This window comes from Proteus vulgaris, assembly GCF_033708015.1.
In the GTDB taxonomy this organism is placed as follows: Bacteria; Pseudomonadota; Gammaproteobacteria; order Enterobacterales; family Enterobacteriaceae; genus Proteus.
The window spans coordinates 1,617,595-1,642,759 of sequence record NZ_CP137920.1; the positions used below are offsets into that span (position 1 = coordinate 1,617,595).

Annotated in this window: 35 protein-coding genes; 15 read left to right on the forward strand and 20 right to left on the reverse strand. The window is 37.4% G+C overall.

Annotation, left to right across the window (positions count from 1 at the left end):
• The first annotated feature begins 7 nt into the window (after positions 1-7).
• Positions 8-1,249, forward strand: coding sequence for a peptidase T (gene pepT / locus SB028_RS07630; RefSeq protein ID WP_069368133.1), 1,242 nt, complete (start codon positions 8-10; stop codon positions 1,247-1,249).
• A 342-nt stretch (positions 1,250-1,591) separates the two neighbouring features.
• Complete coding sequence (locus SB028_RS07635; RefSeq protein ID WP_069368134.1) at positions 1,592-1,900, forward strand: hypothetical protein; 309 nt, start codon at positions 1,592-1,594, stop codon at positions 1,898-1,900.
• A gap of 74 nt (positions 1,901-1,974) precedes the next feature.
• On the opposite strand, the gene SB028_RS07640 is transcribed toward SB028_RS07635, so the two are convergent.
• From SB028_RS07640 to rluE, 8 genes are all read right to left on the reverse strand, one after another.
• A complete protein-coding gene (locus SB028_RS07640) occupies positions 1,975-3,096 on the reverse strand; it encodes a cupin domain-containing protein (RefSeq protein ID WP_069368135.1) in 1,122 nt (373 codons plus the stop codon).
• A gap of 179 nt (positions 3,097-3,275) precedes the next feature.
• Positions 3,276-4,739: a two-component system sensor histidine kinase PhoQ gene (gene phoQ / locus SB028_RS07645; protein ID WP_069368136.1), complete on the reverse strand. Its 1,464-nt coding sequence runs from the start codon at positions 4,737-4,739 to the stop codon at positions 3,276-3,278.
• Between the two features lies 1 nt (position 4,740).
• Positions 4,741-5,415 carry a two-component system response regulator PhoP gene (gene phoP / locus SB028_RS07650; protein WP_069368137.1) on the reverse strand — a complete coding sequence of 225 codons (675 nt, stop codon included), beginning with the start codon at positions 5,413-5,415 and terminating at the stop codon, positions 4,741-4,743.
• A gap of 210 nt (positions 5,416-5,625) precedes the next feature.
• A complete protein-coding gene (gene purB, locus SB028_RS07655; RefSeq protein WP_069368149.1) occupies positions 5,626-6,996 on the reverse strand; it encodes an adenylosuccinate lyase in 1,371 nt (456 codons plus the stop codon).
• A 31-nt stretch (positions 6,997-7,027) separates the two neighbouring features.
• On the reverse strand, positions 7,028-7,657 hold the full coding sequence (gene hflD, locus SB028_RS07660; protein ID WP_069368138.1) for a high frequency lysogenization protein HflD: 630 nt from the start codon (positions 7,655-7,657) through the stop codon (positions 7,028-7,030).
• Between the two features lie 2 nt (positions 7,658-7,659).
• The gene (gene mnmA / locus SB028_RS07665) at positions 7,660-8,763 is read right to left on the reverse strand and encodes a tRNA 2-thiouridine(34) synthase MnmA (protein ID WP_069368139.1); all 1,104 of its coding nucleotides are present in this window, start codon (positions 8,761-8,763) and stop codon (positions 7,660-7,662) included.
• A gap of 109 nt (positions 8,764-8,872) precedes the next feature.
• A complete protein-coding gene (locus SB028_RS07670) occupies positions 8,873-9,322 on the reverse strand; it encodes an NUDIX hydrolase (protein ID WP_069368140.1) in 450 nt (149 codons plus the stop codon).
• Positions 9,315-9,944: a 23S rRNA pseudouridine(2457) synthase RluE gene (gene rluE / locus SB028_RS07675; protein ID WP_069368141.1), complete on the reverse strand. Its 630-nt coding sequence runs from the start codon at positions 9,942-9,944 to the stop codon at positions 9,315-9,317. The genes SB028_RS07670 and rluE overlap by 8 nt, the downstream gene beginning before the upstream one ends.
• Positions 9,945-10,082: 138 nt before the next feature.
• On the opposite strand from rluE, the gene icd reads away from it, so the two are divergent.
• Entirely contained in the window at positions 10,083-11,336 is a 1,254-nt protein-coding gene (icd, locus tag SB028_RS07680; RefSeq protein WP_023582546.1) for an NADP-dependent isocitrate dehydrogenase, read from the forward strand.
• Between the two features lie 100 nt (positions 11,337-11,436).
• Positions 11,437-12,132: a hypothetical protein gene (locus tag SB028_RS07685; RefSeq protein ID WP_196544045.1), complete on the forward strand. Its 696-nt coding sequence runs from the start codon at positions 11,437-11,439 to the stop codon at positions 12,130-12,132.
• 102 nt (positions 12,133-12,234) lie between these two features.
• On the opposite strand, the gene SB028_RS07690 is transcribed toward SB028_RS07685, so the two are convergent.
• From SB028_RS07690 to SB028_RS07735, 10 genes are all read right to left on the reverse strand, one after another.
• On the reverse strand, positions 12,235-13,365 hold the full coding sequence (locus tag SB028_RS07690; protein WP_318860072.1) for a site-specific integrase: 1,131 nt from the start codon (positions 13,363-13,365) through the stop codon (positions 12,235-12,237).
• Entirely contained in the window at positions 13,346-13,588 is a 243-nt protein-coding gene (locus SB028_RS07695; RefSeq protein WP_036894694.1) for an excisionase, read from the reverse strand. Before SB028_RS07695 ends, SB028_RS07690 begins: the two co-directional genes overlap by 20 nt.
• A 61-nt stretch (positions 13,589-13,649) precedes the next feature.
• Positions 13,650-14,087: an SAM-dependent methyltransferase gene (locus tag SB028_RS07700; protein WP_196544062.1), complete on the reverse strand. Its 438-nt coding sequence runs from the start codon at positions 14,085-14,087 to the stop codon at positions 13,650-13,652.
• 19 nt (positions 14,088-14,106) lie between these two features.
• Positions 14,107-14,328: a hypothetical protein gene (locus SB028_RS07705; protein WP_036904882.1), complete on the reverse strand. Its 222-nt coding sequence runs from the start codon at positions 14,326-14,328 to the stop codon at positions 14,107-14,109.
• Between the two features lie 2 nt (positions 14,329-14,330).
• Complete coding sequence (locus SB028_RS07710; protein ID WP_196544044.1) at positions 14,331-14,966, reverse strand: hypothetical protein; 636 nt, start codon at positions 14,964-14,966, stop codon at positions 14,331-14,333.
• Between the two features lies 1 nt (position 14,967).
• Entirely contained in the window at positions 14,968-15,423 is a 456-nt protein-coding gene (locus SB028_RS07715; RefSeq protein WP_161710932.1) for a hypothetical protein, read from the reverse strand.
• An 8-nt stretch (positions 15,424-15,431) separates the two neighbouring features.
• A complete protein-coding gene (gene ssb / locus SB028_RS07720) occupies positions 15,432-15,929 on the reverse strand; it encodes a single-stranded DNA-binding protein (RefSeq protein ID WP_161710931.1) in 498 nt (165 codons plus the stop codon).
• A complete protein-coding gene (locus SB028_RS07725) occupies positions 15,922-16,455 on the reverse strand; it encodes an HD family hydrolase (protein ID WP_318860077.1) in 534 nt (177 codons plus the stop codon). The genes ssb and SB028_RS07725 overlap by 8 nt, the downstream gene beginning before the upstream one ends.
• Before the next feature lie 415 nt (positions 16,456-16,870).
• Positions 16,871-17,074: a hypothetical protein gene (locus SB028_RS07730; protein WP_185901979.1), complete on the reverse strand. Its 204-nt coding sequence runs from the start codon at positions 17,072-17,074 to the stop codon at positions 16,871-16,873.
• Positions 17,075-17,182: 108 nt separating this feature from the next.
• Complete coding sequence (locus SB028_RS07735; RefSeq protein WP_135022259.1) at positions 17,183-17,830, reverse strand: LexA family protein; 648 nt, start codon at positions 17,828-17,830, stop codon at positions 17,183-17,185.
• Positions 17,831-17,935: 105 nt separating this feature from the next.
• On the opposite strand from SB028_RS07735, the gene SB028_RS07740 reads away from it, so the two are divergent.
• The 9 genes from SB028_RS07740 (at position 17,936) to SB028_RS07780 (ending at position 22,285) form a co-directional block, all read left to right on the forward strand.
• A complete protein-coding gene (locus SB028_RS07740; RefSeq protein WP_135022261.1) occupies positions 17,936-18,130 on the forward strand; it encodes a Cro/CI family transcriptional regulator in 195 nt (64 codons plus the stop codon).
• A 38-nt stretch (positions 18,131-18,168) separates the two neighbouring features.
• A complete protein-coding gene (locus tag SB028_RS07745; protein ID WP_099659595.1) occupies positions 18,169-18,627 on the forward strand; it encodes a YmfL family putative regulatory protein in 459 nt (152 codons plus the stop codon).
• 88 nt (positions 18,628-18,715) lie between these two features.
• Positions 18,716-18,925, forward strand: a complete 210-nt coding sequence (locus tag SB028_RS07750; RefSeq protein ID WP_098943307.1) for a hypothetical protein — start codon at positions 18,716-18,718, stop codon at positions 18,923-18,925.
• A complete protein-coding gene (locus SB028_RS07755) occupies positions 18,915-19,094 on the forward strand; it encodes a DUF4222 domain-containing protein (protein ID WP_318860084.1) in 180 nt (59 codons plus the stop codon). The genes SB028_RS07750 and SB028_RS07755 overlap by 11 nt, the downstream gene beginning before the upstream one ends.
• A 12-nt stretch (positions 19,095-19,106) precedes the next feature.
• Positions 19,107-20,210, forward strand: coding sequence for a replication protein (locus SB028_RS07760; RefSeq protein ID WP_318860086.1), 1,104 nt, complete (start codon positions 19,107-19,109; stop codon positions 20,208-20,210).
• A gap of 72 nt (positions 20,211-20,282) precedes the next feature.
• The gene (locus tag SB028_RS07765) at positions 20,283-20,669 is read left to right on the forward strand and encodes a RusA family crossover junction endodeoxyribonuclease (RefSeq protein WP_318860088.1); all 387 of its coding nucleotides are present in this window, start codon (positions 20,283-20,285) and stop codon (positions 20,667-20,669) included.
• A 17-nt stretch (positions 20,670-20,686) separates the two neighbouring features.
• The gene (locus SB028_RS07770) at positions 20,687-20,887 is read left to right on the forward strand and encodes a hypothetical protein (RefSeq protein WP_260663879.1); all 201 of its coding nucleotides are present in this window, start codon (positions 20,687-20,689) and stop codon (positions 20,885-20,887) included.
• A complete protein-coding gene (locus SB028_RS07775) occupies positions 20,884-21,909 on the forward strand; it encodes a DUF968 domain-containing protein (protein ID WP_318860090.1) in 1,026 nt (341 codons plus the stop codon). The genes SB028_RS07770 and SB028_RS07775 overlap by 4 nt, the downstream gene beginning before the upstream one ends.
• A 28-nt stretch (positions 21,910-21,937) precedes the next feature.
• Positions 21,938-22,285, forward strand: coding sequence for an antiterminator Q family protein (locus tag SB028_RS07780; protein WP_260663877.1), 348 nt, complete (start codon positions 21,938-21,940; stop codon positions 22,283-22,285).
• Positions 22,286-22,315: 30 nt separating this feature from the next.
• Here the strand turns inward: SB028_RS07780 and SB028_RS07785 are convergent, their stop codons facing one another.
• Both SB028_RS07785 and SB028_RS07790 read right to left on the reverse strand, forming a co-directional pair.
• Positions 22,316-22,801, reverse strand: a complete 486-nt coding sequence (locus SB028_RS07785; RefSeq protein WP_260663876.1) for a hypothetical protein — start codon at positions 22,799-22,801, stop codon at positions 22,316-22,318.
• 23 nt (positions 22,802-22,824) lie between these two features.
• On the reverse strand, positions 22,825-23,646 hold the full coding sequence (locus SB028_RS07790; protein ID WP_260663875.1) for a hypothetical protein: 822 nt from the start codon (positions 23,644-23,646) through the stop codon (positions 22,825-22,827).
• A gap of 228 nt (positions 23,647-23,874) precedes the next feature.
• Here SB028_RS07790 and SB028_RS07795 point away from each other — a divergent pair, with 228 nt between their 5' ends.
• Positions 23,875-24,069: a hypothetical protein gene (locus tag SB028_RS07795; protein WP_109372922.1), complete on the forward strand. Its 195-nt coding sequence runs from the start codon at positions 23,875-23,877 to the stop codon at positions 24,067-24,069.
• A gap of 72 nt (positions 24,070-24,141) precedes the next feature.
• Positions 24,142-25,164 (forward strand): DNA-methyltransferase, encoded by a 1,023-nt coding sequence (locus tag SB028_RS07800; RefSeq protein ID WP_260663874.1) that lies wholly within the window; start codon positions 24,142-24,144, stop codon positions 25,162-25,164.
• The last annotated feature ends 1 nt before the right edge of the window (position 25,165 follow it).

Sequence of the window (25,165 nt, forward strand, 5' to 3'; positions counted from 1 at the left end):
GGGCAAAATGGATAAATTATTAGAACGTTTTTTTGAATATATTAATTTTGATACACAATCAAAACCATCTTCAAAAATGTCACCAAGCAGTGATGGACAATTAAAACTTGCCAAGGCATTGGTTCAAGAATTAAAAAAACTGGGTTTTTCCGATGTAACGCTCAGTGATAAGGGATGTGTAATGGCAAGTTTACCATCCAATGTTTCTTGGCCAGTGCCGGTGATTGGCTTTATTTCACATCTTGATACATCTCCTGACTTTTCAGGAAAACATGTAAAACCACAAGTTCTTGAAGATTATCGTGGTGGTGATATTGCATTAGGTATTGGTGATGAAGTGTTATCGCCGGTTATGTTCCCAATCTTACATTCAATGATTGGTAAAACATTAATCACCACAGACGGTAAAACGTTATTAGGTGCTGATGATAAAGCGGGGATCGCCGAGATCATTACCGCTATGGTACGTTTAAAAGAAACCAATCGACCTCATGGTGATATTCGTATTGCATTTACACCTGATGAAGAAATTGGCCGTGGTGCACATTATGTCGATTTAAAAGCATTTGGTGCAAGTTGGGCTTATACCGTTGATGGTGGTGGTGTTGGTGAATTGGAGTATGAAAACTTTAATGCGGCATCCGTGAATATCAAAATTGTTGGTAACAATGTTCACCCAGGCAGTGCAAAAGGGGTGATGGTAAACGCATTAGGATTAGCTACGCGCATTCATCAAGAATTACCTGTTGATGAAACACCAGAAAATACTGACGGTTATGAAGGTTTTTATCATCTTCAAAGTATCAAAGGTACGGTAGAAAGAGCGGAAATGCATTATATTATCCGTGATTTTAATCGTAATTTATTTGAAAAACGCAAACAGAATATGATTGCGATTGCGGAGAAAGTGGGTAAAGGCCTGCATCCTGATTGCTATATTGAGCTAACGATTGATGATAGCTATTACAATATGCATGATAAAGTTGTTCAATTCCCTCACATCATTGAAATAGCTAAACAAGCCATGGTTGATTGTGATATTGAGCCAAATATCAAGCCTATTCGTGGTGGTACAGATGGCGCTCAACTTTCTTACCGGGGATTGCCTTGCCCTAATATTTTCACCGGTGGCTATAATTTTCATGGTAAGCATGAATTTATCTCTTTAGAAGGTATGGAAGCAGCGGTGAGTGTGATTATGCGTATCGCTGAAATTACTGCTGAGAGAGAAAAGGCTAAAGTGATATAATTGCTTATTGAGTTATCGATGATAAAAAATAGTAGCCGATATCTCGGCTATTATTTTTGGGGTTATCTTGTTTTAGCTATATCGCTAGTGTTGATTATTTATTTACATTCTTAATCTAATTCTATCTTATGGATAATTGATAAAATAAAATAGAAGAAATAGCTAAAAATAAATTGAAAAGAGTTACTTAATCTAAAATAAAGCTACTTTATAATAATGATAGTGCTAATTATGAGTTTTCCAAACTGAAAATATACGCTACTTTATCGTAATAGATTGATAAATTAGAATAAATATATTTCATTTATAATTATTATAAAACGATACTATAAGGATGGTAGAATGGATTCAGTTTCAGAAAAACTAGTTAACCCCATAATTGAAAAACAAGTTAAATTAAACAAACAAAAAGAAAATAATATTAATAATGAAAGTGAATATTTAATTAAAAAGTCTGGAAAATACGAATTTATTATTATTCTTAGCTATTTTATTATCACTTTTATCATTTTATTTTCTTTATTTGCTACAAACAGTAAACACACTTTATTACTCTTTTTCTTACAAAGTATTTTTTTTATCACAATTCCTTTCTTCTTTCATAATACAAGAGTGCTTTTAAAAGAGTCTATAACTTATTTAATTCGTTAGTTATGTAAAATATTAAATAATAAAAAGCCCTGTTATTAATATAGCAGGGCTTTATAACTGAAAATTAGTGATAATTAATCTTCAAAGTACCAATAACCTTGATTAACTAAGTGTGTTAATAAACGAACAAATTTCGGATCAGCTAACGCATCACCTAAGTGTTGTTTATCAATATAGTCATATTGGCAAAGTGCATCTGCAGCTTCTATATGATCAGTATCCATCAATTCACCATTTACAAAACAGTTATCACCAACCCGCAGTGCACGAAGACCATTTAAACGATGAAGTTGCTCACCTTGTTGCAGCAAATCATGAATTTCCGCGTTTTCATATAAAGGCTCTGGGATCGCGAGATCAAGTTCATGACGAGATTGAGAAATAAATTCCCCAAACCAATGACGGAATACTTCGGGTTGAGCAAGTAAATCTTCCATCATGTCATGAAGCTTATTGAGCTCTTGATGTTGCACTAATGCTGGGTTTTCACGCAGTGTTAGATCAGGATCACTGTAACGATAGCTACCTAAATCATTTGCTAACACATAGTCAGCAAAACCACTGAAAAGTTCACGAGCATTCGGTGATCGGAAACCAACAGAGTAGTTTAGCGATTCTTCAATCGCATATCCTTCATGAGGGAATCCAGGTGGGATATAAAGAATATCGCCCGGTTCTAATTCCTCATCAATAATTGCTTCAAAAGGATCAACTTGAAGCAGATCAGGGTGAGGGCAGTGTTGTTTCATGGGGATTTTTTCCCCAACTCGCCAACGACGACGACCTTGTCCCTGAATAATAAAGACATCATATTGATCAAGATGTGGACCAACACCACCACCGGGAACAGAATAAGAGATCATTAAATCATCAATGCGCCAATCGGGTAACACACGAAATGGCTTCATTAGTGCCGCACTCGGAAAATGCCAGTGATCGACGGCTTGTACAAGTAAAGACCAATCTTTATCACCCAGTCCTTCAAAGTGTTCGAAAGGCCCGTGTTTGACTCCCCATTGTCCGTCTTGACAGCTAACAAGACGGCTATCTACTTCATCTTCCATTGCAAGACCAGCAAGTTCGTCAGGAGATAAAGGATCAACAAAACGAGAGAAGCCGTTTTTAATTAATAAAGGGCGTTTCTGCCAATGGCTTTCGAGAAATGATTGCCAATCTAAATTAAGTTTATAGTCCATTGTGTATATCCTGAATTCGGGAAGCCTGAAACCATAGTATAATGAATTCTTATTTCCTGCTAAACATTCCTTTGAGCAATGTGAGTAATAGCGAGTAACACAATAATAACTGAACAGATATCATACATAATGCTGGATATTTGGCGGTAATTTAAAAAGACGTTTTTTATCAATAATGATTATTCACGTTCAGTAGTCAGCTGTTGCTCAGCAAAGATTACGGTGATACGAGCACCACCTAAAGGACTATTGGTGATCGTAATTTCGCCACTGTATTGCTCAATAATATCTACTGCGATAGATAATCCTAAACCTTGCCCTGGACGCAGAGTGTCTGCTCTTGTTCCTCGCTGGAAAATAGCTTCTCTTTTTTCATCTCTGACACCTGGACCATCATCATCAACAATTATCATTACACTATTTTCATTATTGCTAACATTGATTTCGACAAATTCTAAGCAGTATTTACAGGCGTTATCAAGAATATTACCCATCACTTCCATAAAATCATTTTTCTCACCTAACCACATGATTTCAGGTGAAACATTGAGTGTTAAATCAACCCCTTTTGACTGATAAACTTTATTTAATGCACTGCAAAGATTATCGAGTAATCCGGATAATGAGTGGAGTTTTCGCGTGCTAATATCGTGATCCCCATGGATGGATGCTCGATGCAGATAATAACCGACTTGCTGTGAAATTCGCTCTATTTGATCGAGCATAATAGGTTCAGCTTGCTCTATCGTCATCTGTTTGCCTGAACGTAAAGAGCGTAATGTCGATTGTAACACGGCAAGCGGTGTTTTTAAGCTATGGGTAAGGTCAGATAAACTTGTGCGATATTTACTGTAACGACTGCGTTCATTACGCAACAATACATTTAAATTTCTGACCAAGCCTTTTAACTCGGTTGGCGGATTTTCATCCAAATCATTGCGAGTTCCTTTTTCTAATGCACTGATTTGTTCAATAACTTGTTTTATAGGTCTTAAACTCCAATGTGCTGCCAGCCAAATTAAGGGGATAACCAAAAATAGATTTGCAAGAATGATATATAAGAACCAATCCCAAACCTGACTGACTTTTTGCATACGTTGAGGAATAGGATCGATAACGGCGATTGCCATGTAAGGCATATTATCAGCCGCAGGATAATGATTAATCACAACTGAATGAGTTAAAAACTCATTACTGGCGTATTCTTCAAGACGTTTAATATAAACACGGTATTGCGGTAGCTGTTTTAACATTAAACGTGTTGTTTTTATATCAACAGAGATCTCAAATAAGCCTTCTTCATGGCGCCATTTATGTTTAATGCTATCCGGAATTGCTTTAGGCAAATCGGGAGGCGTCCATAATACACCACCTTTATCATCAAAAATGACTACCAGTGACGTGTTGTTATTATTAAGATTTGTTGGAAACTCAATATTCAGCTTGCCCTTATCCCACTGCGCTAAACTGTAGTAAAGATTACTTTGACTACGCATCAGCATAAAAGTGGTTTTATCTACACTGACAATCGAACCGACAATAGCAACTAATCCATAAGAGAGCGTAAGTGCTAAAATTATGGCACTGGTTGCAAGTAAAAAACGAGTTCGTAATGAGAGTGGAGAGCGCTGTTTTTTTTGCATATTAAGGTTTCATATCGAAACGGTAGCCTTGCCCACGTACTGTGACCACCACGTCATCAGGGTATTTCTCTAAGATTTTTTTACGTAGTCTCCCCATCAGGACATCAATAGTGTGACTCTCTTTTAACTCAGCATCTGGATACAACTGACGCATTAATGCATCTTTGCTAACAACTTTATTTTGATTGCGCATTAAGGTTTCTAAAATTGTATATTCAAATGCGGTTAACTTAATTTGTTCTCCTGAGATCATGAACGCTTTACGTGACAAATCCAATTCAAAAGGTTCAATAGCCAGAGTTTGCGATGCAATTCCCATGTTCCTTCGCATTAATGCCTGAATACGTGCAACAATTTCCTCAAAATGAAAGGGTTTTGTCACATAGTCATCCGCGCCTGCATTTAACGCTGAAACTTTTTCTTGCCAACTTTCTCGTGCCGTTAAGACCATTATTGGTAGGGTAATATTATGCTCTCGCCATCGACGAATAAGGCTAATGCCATCTTCATCTGGTAACCCTAAATCCACAATGGCAACATCAGGTGTACCTTCTGCAATAAAACTATCTGCCTCTTTGGCATCTTCTGCCGCATCAACTTGATGTCCTGCATCACGAAATTGCACAGATAAGTGATGGCGAAGTAAGATATTATCTTCAATAATTAAGATCCGCATTATTCCACCTTGAGTACAAGCAGCAAAATTCACTGTTGTAAAATAATATAGGAAATGATAGTTAACCTATCAGATAAAAATATGGGCTCATCATAGACAATCTATCGCTTAAAAAACACTGTATCCGACAAAGTGTTTAAGTTACAGATAGTTTTCTTTGTGTTTGGTTATAAAAAAAGGCAGAAATTATCTGCCTTTTTAGAGAGGGAATTAGTTTAATTTATCAACAAGTTGAGTCGCAAAACCAATATAGCTTTCAGGTTTCATCGCTTTTAAGCGTGTTTTTTCATCTTCTGGTAGTGCTAAACCATCAATGAAAACGACCATATCTTGTTCTGTGATGCGTTTTCCTCGCGTAAGTTCTTTTAGTTTTTCGTAAGGTTTTTCAATACCATAACGACGCATTACCGTTTGAATTGGCTCTGCTAATACTTCCCAGTTGCAGTCTAACTCTTCACGCAGATGGTTTTCATTCACTTCAAGTTTATTAAGGCCTTTCATGGTTGATTGATAAGCAATCAGCGCATAACCAATACCAACACCTAAATTACGCAGTACAGTTGAGTCTGTTAAGTCACGTTGCCAGCGGGAAACGGGTAATTTACTCGAAAGATGTCCCATAACTGCATTTGCTAACCCTAAGTTTCCTTCCGAGTTTTCAAAATCAATAGGGTTGACTTTATGAGGCATGGTTGATGAACCAATCTCACCTGCAATGGTTTTTTGTTTAAAGTGGTTCAGTGCTACGTAACCCCAAATATCACGGTCAAAATCGATTAAGATAGTATTGAAGCGACTAATACAATCAAAAAGCTCCGCAATATAATCGTGTGGTTCAATTTGAGTGGTGTATGGGTTCCATGTGATACCCAGTGAAGTGACAAATTCTTGACTAAATTGATGCCAGTTTACTTCTGGATATGCAGCTAAGTGAGCATTGTAGTTACCTACGGCTCCATTGATTTTACCTAAGATCTCAACTTGAGTTAGTTGACGATATTGGCGCTCCATACGGTAGGCAACGTTAGCAAACTCTTTGCCAATGGTAGAAGGGGTTGCAGGTTGACCATGAGTGCGAGACAGTAAGGGTAAATCACGGTATTCTTGTGCCATTTTACTAATGGTATCAATAAGTTCACGCCAAGCAGGTAATAAAATTTCTTGACGCGCTGTTTCCAGCATAATGGCATGAGACAGGTTATTAATATCTTCAGAAGTACAAGCGAAGTGAATAAATTCAGAAACTTGATGTAAAGCAGGGATGGTCGCCACTTTTTCTTTTAAGAAATATTCTACGGCTTTTACATCATGGTTAGTGGTGCGTTCGATAGTTTTAATACGAGCTGCATCTTCTTCATTGAAGTTAGCAACAATCGAATCAAGGTAATCGTTTGCGTTTTTTTCAAAGGCGGGAACTTCTTTAATGTCGGCGCAAGATGCTAGCTTTTGTAGCCAGCGAACTTCTACCTGTACACGGAATTTCAGAAGACCGAATTCACTAAAAATAGAACGTAACGACGAAGTTTTACTACCGTAACGACCGTCAATCGGTGAAATCGCTGTCAGCGAAGATAATTCCATTGTTGGCAACTCCCAGGTTGAATTTAAAGTATTAACATTGAGCGAGAAAATCATCAGCTTGTCGCAGAATAGTCTTTTGATGCAGTAAAAAATCAAAACGACGACCACCTACTTGACGCCAGAGCACGGCACTACGAATGCCAGTTAATAACAACGCCCTAACTTTAGCTTGAATAATAGAATTCTTTAACAGATCAATTGTGCCATGTACTTGAATGCGTGGGCCAACAGGGCTAACGGCATCAACATAAACGCCCGCAAGTGCATTAAATACACCTTCAGACATGGGTTCAAAGTAATTTTTTTGGCGCTCTAATTGAGAAATTTTTTGTGATAAACGAGAACTGTAATCATCATTTCTATTGATAAGACGCTCTAGATTGATTAAGCCCTGTTGATAAGTCATTAATTCAAGCGTTAATTTTTCTCTTCTTACCGCCTGATGAATGGCTTTCAGTGTTTGAAAGCCTAATTTTAAGTGGCTGACTTGATTGCCATAAACATCTAATGTTGAAGTGGGGTTGAGATTAAAAACACTGTTAACCATGACTTCAACATCGCGCTCATTTGCACTACCTTGGTAAGCAATTTGTTGAACGAGACGACTTGCTTGGCAGATGCCTGCCAATGCAAGAGTTATATCACGAAAATCTTTAGCCACATCTACTCCTGAATACGGGTTTCAATGATACCGCCACCTAAACAGACTTCGTCTTGATAAAAGACGGCTGATTGTCCCGGAGTAACTGCTGCAACAGGATAATCAAAGCGGACTTCAATTTTATCTTCACCTAAAGGTATTACTGTACACGCAATATCAGGTTGGCGATATCGTGTTTTAACAGTACAACGGAAAGTTTCAGTTATAGGTTCTCTTGATACCCAATGTAACTGTTGAGCAATTAAACCGACAGACATTAGTCTTGGATGTTCATGGCCTTGAGCGACAACAAGAATGTTGTTTTCAACATCTTTATCAACCACATACCAAGGATCTTCTCCACCATCTTTTGTGCCACCAATACCTAAGCCTTTACGTTGACCTAATGTGTGGTACATCAAGCCTTGGTGCTCACCAATAGTTTCGCCATCAACAGTCACAATAGCACCAGGTTTTGCCGGCAAATAGCGCGATAAGAAGTCGGTAAATTTACGTTCACCAATAAAACAAATACCTGTTGAATCTTTTTTCTTTGCTGTTGCGAGATCAAGCTTTTCAGCAATTTTTCTGACTTCAGGTTTTTCCATTTCACCAACTGGGAAAAGGCTTTGTGCAATTTGCTCATAACTTAGTGTGTATAAGAAATAGCTTTGGTCTTTGTTATTATCCACACCGCGAAGTAATTGACTTTTACCATCAATATCACGACGGCGAACGTAGTGACCTGTTGCAATGTAATCTGCACCTAAATCTTCAGCTGCGTATTCTAAAAACGCTTTAAATTTTATCTCTTTATTACACAGAATATCTGGGTTTGGGGTGCGGCCTGCTTTATATTCGGATAAAAAGTGTTCAAACACATTATCCCAATATTCAGCGGCAAAATTGATGGTATAAAGTTCAATGCCAAGCTTATCGCACACAGCTTGCGCATCGGCAAGATCGGTAGAGGCTGAGCAATATTCTGTATCGTCATCTTCTTCCCAGTTCTTCATAAACAGACCAACGACCTGATATCCCTGTTCCTTAAGAAGATAGGCTGAGACGGATGAATCTACGCCACCGGACATTCCTACGATGACTTTTTTTTGGCTGTTATCTGACATAACGGGATCTCACTGCGGAAAAATAAGCGCCATACTTTACCATATCACTGAGATAGGTGCATCATGTCTTACTCTGTTTTTGATGCTTTTTTTTTCCCTTTTCTATTATTTAGTTAAAAGGTGTTCCAAAGCTACTTAATAAGGAAAGGGGATAGCGCTCACCTTGCTGATAACAGAGTAGGCTTTCTCTTACCAAGGGTGAGCGTAATTGTTGACTATGAATAATTTCATCGGCGCTAACCCAGTGACAACAATCAATATCGCTATCTTGAGGATGAGTTTCCAATTGTTCCTGCGCTTCAATAAGAAAAAGAAAACGTAGAAAAGGTGTTTTATCTGGGGCAATCCATTGATGTAATTTAAGAAAATGTTGAACGGGAAGTGTTAAGCCAGTTTCTTCCCATAATTCACGTTGAACAGCCTGAATAAGTGTCTCATTGGCTTCAAGGTGTCCAGCTGGTTGATTCCATGTCGCTTTTCCATCGACCGTTTCTTCAACAACGAGAAACTTATTTTTTGCATGGACGATACACGCAACAGTTACATTAGGTTTAAACAAAATCAATCTCCTTCCATTCACCAGGTAATAAATTATCCAATGTAATATTACCCATACTAAAGCGGATCAAACGCAATGTTGGATAACCAATATGAGCGGTCATTCGTCTCACTTGACGGTTTTTACCTTCAAATAACGTTATTTTTAACCAAGTTGTCGGGATAGTTTGACGTTCTCTAATGGGAGGATTTCTCTCCCATAGCCATTGGGGTTGTTCAACTATTTCGACTTGTGCTGGTAATGTTTTACCATCTTTAAGTTCTAATCCATCTCTAAATTGTTGTAATGAAGCAGTATTTGGAACGCCTTCAACCTGAGCATAGTAGATTTTTCCTGTCTTTTTACTTGGTTGTGTTAATTTTGCTTGTAGCTTCCCATCATTTGTTAATACTAAAAGTCCTTCACTGTCTCTATCTAAACGTCCTGCTGCATAAACATCACGAATAGGAATAAAATCTTTTAGTGTTTTTCTGCCATTTTCGTCCGTAAATTGCACAAGAACATCGAAGGGCTTGTTGAAGATAATGACCTTACGTTCACCTCTTGGGCGTGCTGGTTTTCTTTGTGCTGATGGAGTGTGATATTTTTTCGATTTAGCGCTATTTTTAAATTGATTTGCCATAGTTAATTTTTGTAAAAAATGGGAGATTGATTATACCTTAAAAGAGAAGCGATTGGCGTTAGCTGAATAATCAAGTAGTATTGACAGGTCTCTTACAAAAAATTAACAAAGCGTGCGCTTACATGAAAGGAGAGGTAAATGGAAAGCAAAGTAGTTGTTCCGGCTAATGGCGCTAAAATTACACTAGATGCTAAAGGTAAGCTTGTTGTTCCAAATAATCCGGTTATCCCTTATATCGAAGGGGATGGTATCGGTATCGATGTTACGCCAGCAATGTTAAAAGTTGTTGATGCAGCGGTTGAAAAAGCTTACGGCAAAGAACGTAAGATTGAGTGGATGGAAGTCTACACCGGCGAAAAATCAACGCAGGTTTATGGTAAAGATGTTTGGCTACCAGAAGAAACTTTAGATCTTATCCGTGAATATCGAGTTTCTATTAAAGGCCCTCTTACTACCCCAGTTGGTGGTGGTATCCGTTCATTAAACGTTGCATTACGTCAACAATTAGACCTCTATATTTGCCTACGTCCGGTACGTTATTACAAAGGTACTCCAAGCCCAGTTAAACAACCTGAACTAACCGATATGGTTATCTTCCGTGAAAACTCAGAAGATATCTATGCTGGTATTGAATGGAAAGCGGGCTCAGCAGAAGCAGATAAAGTGATTAAATTCCTACAAACTGAAATGGGAGTCACCAAAATCCGCTTCCCACAAGATTGCGGTATTGGTATCAAACCTTGTTCAGAAGAAGGCACTAAACGTTTAGTTCGCGCTGCAATTGAATACGCTATCGATAACGACCGTGATTCAGTTACATTGGTACACAAAGGTAATATTATGAAATTTACCGAAGGTGCCTTTAAAGACTGGGGTTATGAGTTAGCTCGAGAAGAATTTGGTGGTGAATTACTAGATGGCGGTCCTTGGGTTAAAATCAAGAATCCAAAATCAGGTAAAGAGATCATTGTTAAAGACGTTATCGCTGATGCTTTCTTACAGCAAATCCTGTTACGCCCAGCAGAGTATGATGTCATCGCATGTATGAATCTAAATGGTGACTATATTTCTGATGCATTAGCCGCTCAAGTGGGAGGTATTGGTATTGCTCCTGGCGCAAATATTGGTGATGAATGTGCATTGTTTGAAGCAACACACGGCACAGCACCAAAGTATGCTGGTCAAGATAAAGTTAACCCTGGTTCTATCATTCTTTCCGCAGAAATGATGCTACGCCACATGGGTTGGACAGAAGCCGCTGACTTAATCATTAAAGGTATGGAAGGCGCAATTGCTGCTAAGACCGTAACTTATGATTTCGAACGTCAGTTAGAAGGCGCTAAACTGCTGAAATGTAGCGAGTTTGGTGACGCGATTATCAAACATATGTAATTGTTGATTTGATAAATAGTTAACGGGAGCTTATTAGTTCCCGTTTTTTATTGTCAATTTTGAAATGGTTATCAAAAAGTTATCAAAACGAATTATCAAAATGAATATAGACCTTTGCAAACCTTTAGAGTTGCCCAATAAATTTGTTAATCGGTTAAAGGCGATTGGAAACTCATGTATAGATGAACAATACTCAGAATCACTAATCGAGCAATGTAGTGTTTATTCTTTGGTTAGAGATATTGATCAATACTGTAGAAGCAATCGAATTATAGGAATACATTACACAAGAGCTATGCCTGAAAGTATTCGCTCACAAGGACTATTAGTTCGGGATGGAGAGACGATCAGGGATACATTTCTGAATGAACATGGACATCTCTTTACACAGAAAGAAATTTTGGAGATCAAGAATCGATGGAAGAGTTATTTTAATCATAATCAGAGCTCCATTAGAAATAATCGTATTTTTTTCAATTTTACAGAATCTGCACTTGGGGGCGAAGGAACAAAGCACCTACTTGGGTTATATGGTGGTGAGCAGGTCAGTATGTGCTTTGAATTAGATGACCCAATTGGACTTAAACTTGGAAAAATCGGAGTACCAATAGTTGTTCGGTGCTCCCTTAATCCTAATCAAGTAAAAACTTTTACTGAGTATCCTTGGGGAAAAATATTAGTTTCCTCTTTTCATAAGTTAATCAACCCAAACGCATGTGGAATTGACCAAGATGGATATCAGATAATACCTGTAATATCAAAAGATATTATCGAGATCAGAATACTGAAAAATTAAGACTTACTATTATTTTAAATAATAAAGTCTGCTACTTGCTCAGATTAGATTATCAAGTTTGATTATGTTCTACTTATAAAAATATATTAACTAAAGTCCAAGTTAATACGATTTAATAACTAGCCAATCTTTTCCTCTGTCATCATGATATCTATCGGTTTGCTGTTGGTTTTTATGACCCAGCAAATCTTTAGTGTTTATACCTTGTGCTCTATATAACCTTTCAGATAAAGATCGTTGTTCATGAAATGTTGCAGGCGTTCCTTCTCCCCAATCAATATCTGTTTTATTTCTCGCCTTTTTAAAGTTAGTTGTTAGCGTATTTGCTGTAACTTGATCACCACGTTTAGATTGTGAAGTGGTATGAAAATAATGAATAAGATAAGGGCTAATAACGCGATCACGACAACGGGAAACAACATCACGTAATGACATATTTAATTGTTCAGAACGTAGTGATAATGGAATAGCTAATTTAGTACCCGTTTTCTCTTGAGTAATATGCAAATGATCATCCCAAATATCATTAAACTTCATTGCGGAAATATCACCTAATCGTTGGCCTGTAATAAGTGCAAGCAACATGGCATTCCCAACATAACGATGTTGTTTATCAGCAATCTCAAATATCTTTTTCCATTCATCAAAATTAAGGCGTTGGCGAGTTACTTTTCGTTTTGGTTGTTTAGTGGCAAGGGCAGGGTTGTAACCAGGAGGAACTTCACCGGCATGTTGTGCTTCTTTAAACACATCAATTAAAACAGAGCGAATAACTTGAGCCATTCTGTGTTGGCCATTAGATTTATACTCATCAAGAATTTCAGCAATATCTCTGGCATCAACAGCGGGTAATGGTTTCATGGATAAGGCTTGCCTCATTAAATCTACCGGCTTCCTTTTTTGTTTATAAGTATTCGGCTTTATATCACCTTCTTTTAAACGCTCTTCTTGAATAATCCAGTATTTATCCAACCAAGTATTAACCGTGATTTCTTTACCTTTTATTTTTGCCACCCGATCACCAATAGCCATAACTTGTCGGCTACGTTGTTCCGCTAATCTTGTGTTAGCTTCAATGGCTATTGCTTTCGCCTCGGCTTCATTATCACCGAGGGCATGATATTTACCTGTTACAGGATGGCTGTAACGCCAATAAACCTTGTTAGCTTTACGACTAAATAATGGGTAAAGATTAGGGATATTGACGTTATTTTTACGAGGTCTGGCAGCCATCTTTGAGGATCCTTTGTAAAATAGGGTTATCGTTGTTATTGATAACCGGTGATGTCAAATTACCGACAAGGTCGGCATCTTCTCTCACGCGCCAAATGCCACCTTCTTTCCTTGCTGGTGGGTAGAACAGGCCACCACGAGCATATCGTTGTAGCGTTCCTAACTTTGGTGGACGACTTTTATATCTTTCTTGTGCCCACTCCTCTAAAGTCAACATTTGCATATTTTTCTCTCCACACTGTCCGTACACAGTTTAAATAGATATTAGTTAATGCTGGTGGTAATTATTCAATCTCTTTAAGAAAAGAGATCCAATGTGTTTTATCATTTTTCCCTACACGCTGAACAACGGTTGGTTTTTCATTGGTTAAAGCTAATATTTGTTTGGCTGGTATTTGGGTTTCATTCCATTTGAACAGTAATGTCCCTCCAGGCCTAAGCACTCTAAATGCTTCACTAAACCCTTTACTTAAATCTTCTCTCCATGATTCTTTATTTAACGAACCGTATTTTTTAAACATCCAACTATTTTTACCAACTCTAATTAAATGAGGTGGGTCAAATAACACTTGGTAAAATGTATTATTAGAAAATGGAAGGTTTTTAAAATCAGAAATAACATCTGGTGTTATATTTAAAATTCTTCCGTCACATAAAATATGTTCTTCAGCTCTAATATCATTAAATAAAATACGGTCATCTTGTTTATCAAAATAAAACATACGAGAGCCACAACACATATCAAGTATCGGTTTCACTCTTAGCCTCAAATTTAATATTTGAATCTTTATTTATCGATAATCTTAAACATGTCTTGTCATGATAATAAGATAATAGATCCTCTTCTTTTTGTAGGTCTATTGATGTTTCATTTCCCCAATATCTTAAATACCTAATTCGATACCATTTATCACCAATTTTAATAACATCATTGGGACTTAATTTGTTTATTGATTTATCCATTATTAAATCCTTTTAAACTCAATAACCCACACCCACGGATTAGACGACCAACTTCCATCTCCATATATTTTTTCCCATAAAGTAGGAAATTGATCGCTAGGTGTAATAGCCTTATCGGGAACTCCACCCCCACGCCCATACCAACAACCTTCAGATTTAGCATCATCGTTACTGATATCATTCAGTCGCTCAACACGAATGTTGGTGATTTCTAACGTAATGCGTGAAGCCCAGCGAGGCATGTGTATAGATGGAGTCCAGCCAATCATTTCAGCACCATCCCAAGATGCACGATAAATACAATGCTCTGGAGTACGATAGCATTCAGGTATCATGCTTAATTGTGAGTCTTTACATCCGTAAAACTCAACATCACCCCAAGTTCCATCGCGAGGAGCATCAGGCATCCATGTTTCACGAACCCAAAGGTGATCACCAGCTTTACCAAGGGGACATAAATTATATTTTGGAGCATCCAATACATGTGTAGTTGTGCCACTTCTTGTTTTGGTCGGTTTCTTTAGCCATATTCCATTATCAGGCATTACATTTTTAACGATGCGACGAGTTTGAGTTTTACGCCCATCTAAAATGGCGCGCACCATTTCTGCATTAAAAATAATTCCGCGTTCTTTCATATCATCCACCTATACGCGTAGCTGTTCTAATACGCTGGTAGATTTCGTGTGCTTGAATTCTCTCTTCGCCGATATCGCAAGCGCAGAAATATTTATAAGCTGTTTTTTCAGCTTCTCGATGGGCTTTTGAAAACTGTTCTTTTAATTGATATTTTGAAGAGCGTAACCAACGGCAGACGGGGCCATCTTCACTTTCGTATATAGCTCCAATAAACCAGCCTTCACCAGGAGGTTCCGTTGGCATCCAAGCTGATACATTAGGGTTACCGTGAGTGAAATAGTTTTGGAAAACAGGTGTATTCTCTCCGACATCTTCACTCATATAAATACAGCGTTGCTCTAATTGGTTATCCGCTACCCACTGCATAATTTCATTACTATTTTCGGAATATGGCAGTTTTGAATGAGCCCAATAACCATTTTCATCATATTCTACAAATTCTGGAGTAATTGACATAAAGCCTCCTAAATCACATTAATTAAATGGCGTGGATACATCAGCCCAATCGGTGCGAATGGAATATCATCGTCAAAATCCATTGGTGGTTGACTACTCTGTGCTTGAGATTGAGCTGGTGGCTGATTTTGCTGTGCCGACTGTGACCCTGCTGATTTACTAGCACCACCTAGCATCTGCATCGAACCGCCAACTTTTACAACAATTTCTGTTGTATAGCGTTTAACACCGTTATCATCCCATTCGCGCGTTTGTAGTTGGCCCTCAATATAAATTTGAGAGCCTTTGCACAAATAGCCACTGGCGATATCTGCGAGTTTTCCAAACAGAACGACACGGTGCCATTCTGTCTTTTCTCGGTTGTCACCCGTTTGTTTATCTCGCCATTTTTCACTTGTGGCCACAGCTAAATTAGCAACAGCACCACCAGAGGGAAGATAACGAATTTCAGGGTCACGACCTAAATTACCGATAAGAATTACTTTGTTTACTGATCCGTTAGCCATTTTCAGCCCCATTATAAAGTTCATTAAAACGGCGGAGGAATAAAGCTTTTGCTTGTGGTGGTGTTAGTGGGTTAACAACAAAATCACTTGCTGGAATACCCTCAAGCATTAACCAGTTACTACCTACATCAATTTCTAAATCACGCTTTTCTGTGGCTAACATCATTAAGTCAGCAAAATGAACTGCATCAGATATAGATTCGGGTAATCCAAACTTTTTGCGGATCATCTTTTCTACACGTAATTCAATTAATTTATATTCAGGCAATAGCTTTTTAAGTGGTGATGGTAGGTCTTTGACATAAGCTTCACTGGCATCATGAAGTAGGGCCTCTAAAGCAAATTCAGGTGCAACTAAATAACTTGCATATACAGAATGCTGAGCAACAGAATAGAAATTATCAATCTGTCCATTAAAGCGACATTCATTAGCAAGACCACTGGCAATATCTTGAATATCTATATCCTCGATCCGTACATCGAGGTAATAGAAGTGCTTATTTGTTGCTGTTGCAATATAAGACATTATTCTCTCCACACAATTTTTAGGTAATAAGAATTCCTCTCGAATTAATCGAGATTAAATTTCCCTGGTGTTGCTAATAAAAAATAAAAATGGATTTACACTTCACACAATAAGAAAGGGCACTAGCTACAGTAGATACCTGATATGGACTGTCATGGATGAATGCCAGCACCCTTACTTATTGTTAGAGTCATAATCAAAAAGAGCGGACCACCTGTGGTTTCATCAGCCCGATTGGGATTCGGATTTCTAGCTGACTGCAGGTTACTTTTTTTTCACGCCCACGCTCTTTGGTTATAAAACTAACTCTATAAAAATGGCTGACTGAGCAGAACATTATCACCATACCCCCGTTAATGGTTTAAGACTCAGCCAGCCATTGTTTCTCTTCACACGTTCTCTTCACACATAAAAATCATTTACTTTGTATCTGAATAGCACTTTTATTTGTGTACTCTGCTATTTCAGCATCCAGTTTTGCTAGTTTATCCACCAGCTCTTCACGTCTTGCGTTTAACTCACCGAGGACTTTGATAGACGATAGTTTTTCTTCCATCCAAGCAACAACATCTTCATCAATGAAATTGGCTGGCGGTATAATTACTGGTTCAGTTGTCATAAGTATTCTCAATAACTATTTAGTATAGATATTAGTAAACTTACATTTTAAGTCAAGAAAAAATATAAGTAATCTTACATTTCTTTCTTTTTTGTGAGGAGATTGGGATCAGTCTAGATTTATAATGACTTGTTTAACTTTACCAGCTATAACGCAGTCACCGTTTATTTGAATAGGGTTAAATTGTGGATTTAAAGGAGCTAAGTATTTGTTTGGTCCATCAATAATAAGTTTTTTAATAGTAGCTTCATCACTACCTTTTTGTTGTGCTATAACTATTTTTCCATTTATATCATCTAGATAACCATAATCAGGTTCAACTATAACCACTGCTCCTTCAGGAATACTCAACTCCCCGTTGTATGTAGTCATTGATTGACCTTTAACGATTAGTGCAAATGCTTTATCTGATAATTTTAAATTGGTATCAACATATTTGTAATCACTAGGATCTGATTCACAGTATGTTTCAGTCCATACTCCAGCCTGGACCCAACTAATGATAGGTATAGACTTATAAATAGCAGCTTGTAATTTAACATCATCCTCAGGAAGTCCTGTTCCGAACATTAACCATGTTGGATTGCAATTCAAAACGGATGATAGTTTTAATAAACTTTCTGCAGATAAACCAGTGTTGTCACTTTCCCATTGAGTAACCGCTGACGCTGATATACCAACACGTTCAGCTATATCTTTTTGAGTCATTTTTAACTGTCGTCTACGCTGCTTTATTCTCTCTCCTACTGTTTCCATAGTTGGCCTCAAATTCACACTCATCATGTAAGCAATCTTACATTTTATTGACATTAGTATCCTGCTACATTAAATTGTAAGTATGCTTACTTTATGGGGAGTGTAATGCTTAAAAGTTTAGTTTTAGAACATTTTGGGGGAACGGTAAAAACAGCTTCGGCACTTGGAGTTTCTCATAGCGCTGTTTGTCAATGGTCGCTTATTGTTCCTGAAAAACAAGCCTTGAAAATAGATAGATTAACTAAAGGAGCTCTTAAATACAGTCCCGAATTTTATACAAACAATAACAAAACCGTTTAAAGCAGTTAACTACAAGAATTTATCAATGGTGGTAGGAAATGAGTAACCAATCAATAAAACAGGTAGTGAAAGAAATGTGTGAGGCGACAGCTGGTGGGCGTGAGGCAATGGCTGGAGCACTTGGTCTGTCTTTAACGTCATTTAATAACAAGCTTTATGAGAAAAACGGTTGTCGCTCATTTGATTTAAACGAGTTGTTAGCGATGCAAGATATTTCTAAGACCGTTTTATTTGCTGAATTTGTCGCTCGTGAATCAAATCGTTTACTCGTTGACAGAATTAGTCCTGCGGAACTGGATGAAACGGAATTGTTTGTACTGCGTAGTGGTGTTGACGAAATGCAGGGGCGTTTAGCGTTATTCATGAAAGATAGCTTGGCTGATGGCGTTATTGATAACGAAGAAGAGCAAAAGATAAAAATGATGTTGGATGGATTAATTTCGCAGATCCGCACATTTATGAATGCGTTTGTTTCGTTGCATCAAAAGAGAAATTAAAGATGGCTATATCCAGAAAGGGTGAAGCCAAAGGTGTACGGCCTCTGGCTTCGGTTTGCAAATTTCAATTGTGTGAAGAGAAATTAGCATGAGTAGATTAGCGCATTTAATACCTAAAAAGCAATTCCGTTGTTTACCTGTCTCGGGTAGTCAGTCATTTCGCTATGTGGAAATCATAGCGTCTGACGAACAACCAGACAACTACAAGAAACCTGCATATTTGGTAGATAGACAGTCTCTTAAAAAGGCATGGGCTGATTTTTATTTTTCAAGTGGAGAGCGGGGCAATGAGCAATGAGAACCCAAACCAACTTGATCGCTACTACAAAAATCACAGGGGTATCGTTGTTCATGTTGTTCGTTATGACAGAGAAAAACAGCGAGTCATTTTTATGCTGGATGGTTGTGACGATCCACAATGTGAACCCTTACAACGATTTAAAGAGAAGTACACACATATTAAGTAATGAGGTGGCAAGATGAGTTTATTATTACTAAAAAGTCGCCCTTTAGTCGTTATTCCTGAATTAGCGGTACGTCTTGGTTTAAATGAGGCGATGCTGTTACAGCAAATTCAATATTGGCTAACTGAAACTACTTCAGGTGTTGAATATGACGGCTCACGCTGGATTTATAACACCGTCGAAGAGTGGAAAAATCAATTTCCTTTTTTCTCTGAATCAACGATTAAACGTGCTTTTACTAATTTGAAAAAGCAGGGCGTTTTACGTATCGAGCAAATCAATAAATCGAACCATGACCGTACTAATTATTATGCGATTAACTACGATCACCACTTGCTGACCGATGAGGTCAATATGACCCAATCGAACGGTGATAACTCATCTAGTCGAACAGTTCAAAATGACCTTATCGATAAGCGCAAATTGAAACCTTCAAGCAGTTCAAAATGCACTGTTCTGAACGGGTCAAAATGGCCTGTTCTTACAGAGAATACAACAGAGATTACTTCAGAGATTACTTCAGAGAGTACAACAGAAACAGATCATTCGTCGCAGAATTCTGGCGAATCCAGCGACCAGCCAAAAAATGATTTTTTAACTCGTTATCCCGAAGCGGTAATTTACAGCCCTAACTTCCAAAAATGGGGTGATGAAGGTGATTTGAAAACGGCGAAATGGATGTTTGGTCGTGTTAAAAAACTGAATCCATCCGCGCTAGAGCCTACTTGGTATGACTGGGCGAATGATATTCGTTTGATGCGCCAAATCGATGGACGTACCCATGAACAAATTTGTGGATTGTTCGACTGGGCCAACAAAGATTCATTCTGGCACCAAAACATTTTAAGCCCTCGTAAGTTACGTAAACACTTTGATGAGCTGATCGTTCGTAGTCAAAAACCAAAGGATGAGCCAAAGGTTCAAGTTGATACTGTTGAACGTGACAGCGCATTCTCACGCTTGATTGGTTCTCGCTCTAAACCTCAAAACCGTATTGAAGAGATCGCACTTGAATTAGCAGGTAAGACAGGCATTCGTCGTATGAGTGAGTTTTCGGGGCGCCAGGCATGGAACAGCATTTGGAAACAAGCGACTGAAATGTCACAGGAGGCTCAGTAATGCTAACTAAATACATTTTGTTCGTTGGGTTTTGGTTTGTGGTGACATTGCTAATTGGCTTATGGGGGGCTTATGCCTGAACTAGTTCTCATACTCCCATTTCCACCTAGCGTAAATACTTATTGGAGAAATACCAAAAGAGGAACCTTAGTTAGTGCAAAAGGGCGAGTCTTTAGAGCAAATGCGATTGCAGCAGTCTATGAACAATTAAAGCGTAGACCTAAAGCGATTGAGAGTGATGTGTTTGTTTCAGTGAAATTATATCCCCCAACTAGGCAAGCTAGAGATATTGATAATTTCTTAAAAGCACCTTTTGATGCCCTTACTCATGCCGGTGTATGGGTGGATGATAAACAGATTAAAAAAATGGATGTTGAATGGATGGACGTTATTAAAGGCGGGAAGCTTGAAATAACCATTCGTCAGCATAGTAAAAATGTGATGTACGGTCACGAGTAAAAGTGGAGAGAAATAACATGAATGGATTAATTGTTATTGATGAAATTTCGACCGCTCCTGAGATCACAGGAGCGCCTATTGCTACTGCTAGATGTTGTCAGCTTGGGAAGAACATGACCAGTCCTAATACTCCTCGTGAAATCCAACTCCATTTCTTTGAGAGTAAAACGGATGAATTGATCCGCATGGTGATGCTGAATAAACAGGTGAGTGCATGAAATTATTATTAACGCCTTATATTCAGCCAGAACTTGGTGTTGTGTTGCTTAAACCGGGTGCTGAATTACTTGAGCAATTTAAAAATCACCATCGTGTGATTATCAGTGATGTGCCTAAAAGTTTAGATGTGCTGCCCTCAGGTGCATTAACGGGTGATGAACAGCCTATTTTAAACAATAAGCACATCGTCCAATTTCTCAATAGTAAAAAAGTGATCCACACCATCGATAAGGTGGCACCGATGGATACATGGGTTATTCGTCATATTCAATGCTGTCAGATCGATAACGATGAAGATAATTATCATCACCATGAATTAGTAACGACCTTTCATGAAGTGGGTGTAATCCGCACTTGTTGGCATCACGATAATCATATTAGAAATTCATCTGCTGGGTGGGTTGCTGAATTGGCCCATAAAAACCGCATTAACTGGATGTTAGATACTATTCGTAGTCGCTTGAGATTAGATGATGGCCACCAGCTAACGATACCTGATTTTTTCTCATTTGCAGTAATGCATAGTTTGGTTGATGAATTACCCGAAGCAATATTACGCCAGATTTTAAATTGGTCAGATAAACAAGAAGAACGCAGAGTTCACGGTGGTTTTCCTGAGGCAGATATTATTCCAAGCAACGTAACTGCATTATCTGTAATGAATGAACGTTTAGATGCGATAAAGCCGGTTATTAAAGTATCTGTCGATCCGGAGCCACCAGCGTCATTTCTTCTTAAACCTAAAATGCAACGTTGGGAAAGCCCCGACTGGCTCCAATGGGTAAAGACTCAACCGTGTTGCGTGTGTGGGCAACAGGCTGATGATCCGCACCACATCATAGGTCATGGCATGGGCGGTATGGGTACTAAGGCTCACGACTTATTCACTATTCCATTATGCCGCATTCACCATGATGAGTTACATCGAGACCCAAAACAATGGGAAGCCACTCACGGCAATCAACTCGAATTGTTATTTCATTTTTTAAACCGTTCATTAGGCATCGGTGCATTTATTTAACGTGTGTACGGCACGAGGAGTATTAAGTATGAGAGATATTCAAACTAGATTAGAGCTATGGGGGGCATGGGCAGCATCAGAAAATAGTGGTGTTGATTGGAAACCTATAGCCGCAGGCTTTAATGGATTATTACCTAATACAAAAAAATCCAGACTTAGGTGTGATGATGATGAAGGAATACTTTTAGACAGTTGTGTAGCATGTTTGAAAAAATATCAACCTAGAGAATACGAATTAATTATAGCTCATTTTGTTGTCGGAATATCTTTACGTAATATAGCTAAAAAAAGAAAGTGCGCTGATGGTACAGTAAGAAAAGAACTTCAATCAGCAATGGGTTTTATAAATGGTTGTTTATGTTTTATTTTAATTTGAACTTATAATCCTAAAAGCCACAATTGTGGCTTATTCTTTATTCAGATCTCTTTTTTCTTTAAATAATTCCTTTATTTTCAAAGGAATAAAGGTGGATTGGATAAAAGAAAAACAGGTTAAAAATGAAATGGTATAGCTAATAAAAGATTTCGTTAATAAAAAACATTCACTAGTGTTGTTTTTATCCTTAGATAGTAGATAAAAGATAAAAATTAACGCAAGAGTTAATATATAGAGTAGAAACAACATATAATATTTATTAAATCTCATTAAAAACCGTCTTTCCTGATTTTCTTCGTCAAGTAATGAAAGTCCATTCATAATTGTTGAATTTTCACCTGACATGGTTATTACTAGCAGTAAAAAGCCAGAAAGAATAGAAAAAACGTTAGCAACAAGATTTAGTGCATCAGTATTGTTTATTAAGCTATAAGTAAGAAAATAAGAAAACATAGCTGAGGCTAGCATATTAAATGCTGTTATAAGTATTCCTTTTAAGTTAATATTTTTAAACATGTTAGCCTCTCTATTTCTCTGTATTATAACTCTTTTACAGCGAAATCTTCTAGAATTTCTTTAGCATATTTAGCATTGATGGATTTTGAGCCATATGGAACAGTATAGTATGTTTTTGTGAGCTTCATATCATCACCATATATTTTTTCACCTTTTTTGGTCTCAATATAAAAATCAGAAGCAAGATCTCCAATCCATTTAGAGGGATTTTTTTCTATCGATTGAGCTAAATCTGCGTTTCCAGATGCATCAATTTTTAGATGTCCTGTAATTCCTTTAGTTTTTGTCTTTGGTTCATTTTTGAATATTGATTCTAAAAATTTGGGGGTCTTAACAAAATCAGATTCATCAACAGAAAGATCAAGATGCAAAGCTCTTAATTTTTGCTCTTTAATCTTATCAATAACTTTTTTTTCTAAAATTGGAGTTGGCGTGATTTTAATCCCAAATTGCTCAAAAATAAGAGCAATTTTTTTTTCACACCAATTGGTTGATATTTGCATTAGTGATGCGATCTTATTATTTTTCACTAATAAAAAAGCATGTAGATTATCTAGATTTTCGACATCTAATAAATCCTTTGTTTTGTTATTACTTGGAGTGATAGAAACTTGTTCTTTGGGGTTGTATAAAGCAAAATGTAAATAATGATAATTTGTCGTTGTTGAAAAGCTTTTTAATTTTAGATGCTTATCTTTACTTATTTTAATTATAGTATTAGGGACAAATTTTTTCGAGTTAGATATTTGATCAAAAAGAATATTTTTAGATGATGTATTAACTTTAAATGCTCTAACTAAGCATTTTTTTGTATTTCCATCTTTTTTAGAGTCAGAAAAATTCATATATAAGCCATTAGTAAAATTTGAGTTTAATTATTGTAGTAAAAAACTAACGCGTACGCAAAAAAGTTGGTATTGTGATAAGAATAAAAACTTTGCCGCATAACTTATGGAATATAATTTCCTTTTTTGGGTTCTTTTATACCTAGATTTATTTAAAACTTGCCTTTCTCTTTGGTCAGAGTTACATGTGTAGTTATGCACGATAACTGACCAAAGGTATAAAATATCATGTTAAAACAGTATGATATGACAACGCAGGCAAGTTGTGTACTTGAAACAATCTCAAAAAGTGATTGGCAAACAGTACAAGCGATTTCAAATCAAACTGGATTAAGTAATGAAAATTGTGAGTTTTTATTAACTCAGTTTGAAATAGCAGGGTTTGTCGCAAAGCAAGGAAATAGCTATATGCGTACAGCCTAAAAATAGGAAGCTTTTATAAAGCTGGTGGCTTAATAGTCATCGGCTTTTTTATTGCGTAGAAAAGGACTTCTGATGCAACTATTTAACGATGACGCACTCTCTGTATTGAAAACACTACCCGAAAATAGCATTGATTTAATTGTGACTGATCCACCGTATTTCAGAGTGAAATCGTGTGCATGGGATAATCAGTGGGATAGTGTTGAGGCATATCTATCTTGGCTTGATGAGGTATTAGCTGAATTCTGGCGGGTATTAAAGCCTAATGGAAGTTTGTATTTATTCTGTGGATCCAAATTAGCGTCAGATACTGAACTGCTTGTTCGTGGGCGATTTAATGTATTAAGCCATATAATTTGGGCTAAACCATCAGGACCATGGCGACGACAAAATAAAGAAAGCCTCCGTGCCTTTTTTCCTTCAACAGAACGAATACTTTTCGCTGAACATTATCAGAGACCGGTTACAGCCAAAGGTTCTGAATTCTCTTTAAAATGCAAAGAGCTAAAACAGAACGTATTTAAGCCCCTGATTGATTATTTTAGAAATGCTCGTTTATCACTGCAGGTGAGTGCAAAAGAAATAGACCAAGCAACAGGTAAGCAAATGTGCAGTCATTGGTTTGGTAGTAGTCAGTGGCAATTACCCGGCGAAGAAGACTATAAAAAGTTACAAACACTGTTTACACACATTGCTGATAAACAAGAAAAAATATCACCGTTATCTCGTCACTTTAGTGAGTTAGAACGAGAACAACTCACTTTACAAAAAGACTACCAAGAGTTAATAAAAGAATATGGTTTATTAAGACGACCATTCTTTGTGACTGCAGATGTACCTTATACAGATGTGTGGACTTATCCCCCTGTTCAATATTACCCCGGCAAACATCCTTGCGAGAAACCATCAGACATGATGGAACATATTATTCGTTCTAGCAGTCGTGAGGGAGATCTGGTTGCTGATTTCTTTATGGGATCAGGCGCAACTCTGAAAGCAGCATTAAAACTTAATCGAAAGGTTTTAGGTGTTGAGCTTGAGAAAGAGCACTTTGAACAAACAGAGCAAGAAATAAAAAAGCTAACTTGTAAGTAAC